Origin of the sequence: Flavobacterium sp., assembly GCF_029242675.1 — a bacterium.
Classification (GTDB): domain Bacteria; phylum Bacteroidota; class Bacteroidia; order Flavobacteriales; family Flavobacteriaceae; genus Flavobacterium.
The window spans coordinates 1-2,923 of sequence record NZ_JAQWTM010000380.1 but is presented as its reverse complement, the minus strand read 5'-3'; the positions used below and the strand labels follow the sequence as shown (position 1 = coordinate 2,923).

Annotated in this window: 4 protein-coding genes; all 4 read right to left on the bottom strand. The window is 35.9% G+C overall.

The window, feature by feature from the left end; all coding sequences use genetic code 11:
- Positions 1–56: 56 nt before the first annotated feature.
- The 4 genes from P8M54_RS13985 to P8M54_RS13970 all read right to left on the bottom strand — a co-directional run bounded on the left by P8M54_RS13985 (position 57) and on the right by P8M54_RS13970 (position 2,832).
- Positions 57–500: a DUF3347 domain-containing protein gene (locus P8M54_RS13985; RefSeq protein ID WP_260133038.1), complete on the bottom strand. Its 444-nt coding sequence runs from the start codon at positions 498–500 to the stop codon at positions 57–59.
- Positions 501–534: 34 nt separating this feature from the next.
- Positions 535–756 (bottom strand): heavy-metal-associated domain-containing protein, encoded by a 222-nt coding sequence (locus P8M54_RS13980; RefSeq protein WP_260133039.1) that lies wholly within the window; start codon positions 754–756, stop codon positions 535–537.
- Between the two features lie 148 nt (positions 757–904).
- On the bottom strand, positions 905–2,137 hold the full coding sequence (locus tag P8M54_RS13975; protein WP_260133040.1) for an MFS transporter: 1,233 nt from the start codon (positions 2,135–2,137) through the stop codon (positions 905–907).
- Positions 2,138–2,202: 65 nt separating this feature from the next.
- Positions 2,203–2,832, bottom strand: a complete 630-nt coding sequence (locus P8M54_RS13970; protein ID WP_260133041.1) for a hypothetical protein — start codon at positions 2,830–2,832, stop codon at positions 2,203–2,205.
- Positions 2,833–2,923 lie beyond the last annotated feature (91 nt).

Genomic DNA, 2,923 nt, shown 5'->3' with positions numbered 1-2,923 from the left:
GCATTGGTTATAAAGATTAAAAGGCATTGCACATTAGGCAATGCCTTTTTGGGTTATTATTTAGTTTCTGCAACTTTACCACAAGTAAGCATTGATGAACCATAGTAAGGATTTTTAATTTCCTTTTCCTTGCTTAACCAGTATGCTTTTTTCATCGGGCAATATTGATAGTAAACAGGCTGGTTTACTTTATCAGAAGATTTTACCAGTTTCCATATTACGGTTGACACATCGTTAAAAGCGGCTCTTTGCTTTTCAAGGTCATTGCCTGCCTTGTTCAATTTCTCGGTGGCTTTAATAAGCTCTGCTTTTTGCGAAAAATTGTCCTCACTTTTTACCGCTTGATTGAGTGCTGAAATAGCGGTGAACGCTGCTTTGCTATCACTACTTACTAAAGCGTTTTTTACATTGATGTAACTGTTTAACAGGTTGCTTGTATTTTGTGCAAAGGCAGAAAACCCAAACAACATTACGGTTATTGCTATTATTAACTTTTTCATTTTTATCTATTTTAATAATAAATTGCCGATTATTTTATTGAGAAATAGGTTCGGCTTTAAACCCTTTTTTCTTAATAATTGTAACGATTTCGTCTTCGCTGATTCCTTCCGATTTTATCGTAAGGATTTTATCACTATTTGTCGTATCTACGTTCCATTCGCTAATACCATTCGCGTTATCTAAATCTGACTGTACTTTAGCCACACAGTTACCACAGTTAAGGTTTGTCTTGAATTGAAGATTTTTACTTTCCATTGTTTTGAACTTTTAATTGTTTTTGTTTGTACAAAAGTCGGAACATAATATGCTATGTTGTTTGCGATATTCCTTGTTTGATTTATGATATTTACAGATTATGTCTCAAAAATAGTTCCACTTGCATTTTAAAATTGTAAGCGTGATATTAATCTTGATTCTTAAAAGGTTTCAAAAGCACAATAGCCAAAATTACAATTGTGATAGTAAGTAAGCCACCATATAAAAAGTCCGTTCCACGGAATTTTGTGCCTACAAAACCAGCAATAGGGTAAGCTATAGCCCACCAGAGATGTGAAAATGCGAAGTGAGATCCATATACTTTGCCTTGGTCTTGTGGTTCAATATTTTCACCTATCAATGTTTCGGAGGGCATATCTGCCAGTGTTTGCCCAATACCTGCCAAAACCCATAAAAGCATCAATCCTTCAAATGGAACAAAGTTTGCCACACTAATTGTAATACCTATCATCATGGCTCCGCTAATGAGTGAAATGCTTCTTGTTTTTGATTTATCTAAACTTCCCAACAAGAAAGCTGTTATTGCACCACCAACGCCAAAAGCAGCCATAACCCAACCGTAATGTTTATCATCTAAAGCCAAAGATGTTTTAACCAATCCAACTGTATTTACCAAAATCATTGCACCGGCAATGGCAGAAATAAATTCTATGCTCAGGGCAAATCGAATTATCTTATTTCCAAATAAAAGTTTAACGCCTTTTAAAACATTTCTCCATGCTTTGTCATTGGCTGCATTTTCTGCGTTTACACCTTTCTGCAATTCAGAAAATGGAATACTGATAATGAGTAAAATAGCAATTAATAAAGTAATGCCGTTGACAAAAAATATTTGCTGGGCACCCAGCCACACTGTTGTCAATCCGGCCAGTCCCGGGCCAAATACGGAGAGCATCTGAAAAGTAGCCATTGACAAGCCATTGGCTTCCCTGTATTGTTCTTTTTCTACCACTTGCGGAATAATCGCCCGATAAGTTGGCATGAAAAAAGCCGAAAAAATATTCAGAAAGAAAATCAATCCGTAAATCTGCCATTCCTGCGTTACAAAAGGTAATAAACTCACAATAACCATTCTGAAAAACTGAGTGATTAGCAGAATTTTTTTTCTCGGAAATTTATCTGACACCACACCTGCAAAAGGCGAAAAAACAATGTATGCAGTTACCCTCAAAGTAAGTGCCGATGCAAGGATTATTGCCGATTTTTCCGGACTGATTTGATAGGTGAGTAATGCCAAGCCCAGCCACGTAAAAGCATCACCAAAAAGACTGGCTGCCTGTGCAAAATAAAGCTTCCCAAAGGTTTTGTTGCCCAGTGTTTTAAAGGGTTCTGTGATTGATTTAGTAAACTTTGTTTCCATTCAATAATAATTTTTAAAAGTATATCCGATAATTTCATAATTATTCCGTTATCACTTTGGGATGTTTAATTTGTGATAACCGTAATGCCTACACCCAACCAGTAATTTGAAAAATCATCTTTCTGCCCGAATTTTGGATTACCCAATGCCGCCCGATACTGTGCTTTAGCTGTAGCATAAATATCAGGGCTGTTCGTGTTTGAAAAAATCTTGTAAGACATATCAAGACCAGGCTGTAACAGGTATAAATAATTTATTTCTATTTCCTTGGCACGCTTAGCAGAACTAAATCTCGTCCAATATTTTTCTTTTTGGTCGATGTCACCAAGTCTTGCGATAGCCATACCGTTAATAAGACTCATCCCGATTCGCAAGTTATTTTTTTGAACGATGTTATACTGATTAATCCATCCTATTTCGTAAAAATCCAGTAATGGTTGTCCTATCGGATAGGAAAAAGTATCTTCGATTTTTCTTCCAACAAGAGAGAAACTAAGCCCCGTAGCCCATCGTTGGACAGGGTAATATTTTAAATCCAAATACGCTCCATAAAAGCCCTTCTGTAAAATAGAGGTATTGACCGCCCCTGCCCCGAGGGAAAATTCTGGAAATGGTTTGGTATTTATACTATCTATTTGTGCATTGGAAGAAATAAAGCTTATTAGCAGCATCATTCCGATTATAATCTTTTTCATAGTTTTACTATTTTTTTAGGATATTGAAGTACACTTTCATAATTGAAATATTTAAAATTGAAAAGTGCTATTTATTGGGCACCCAGCCAAA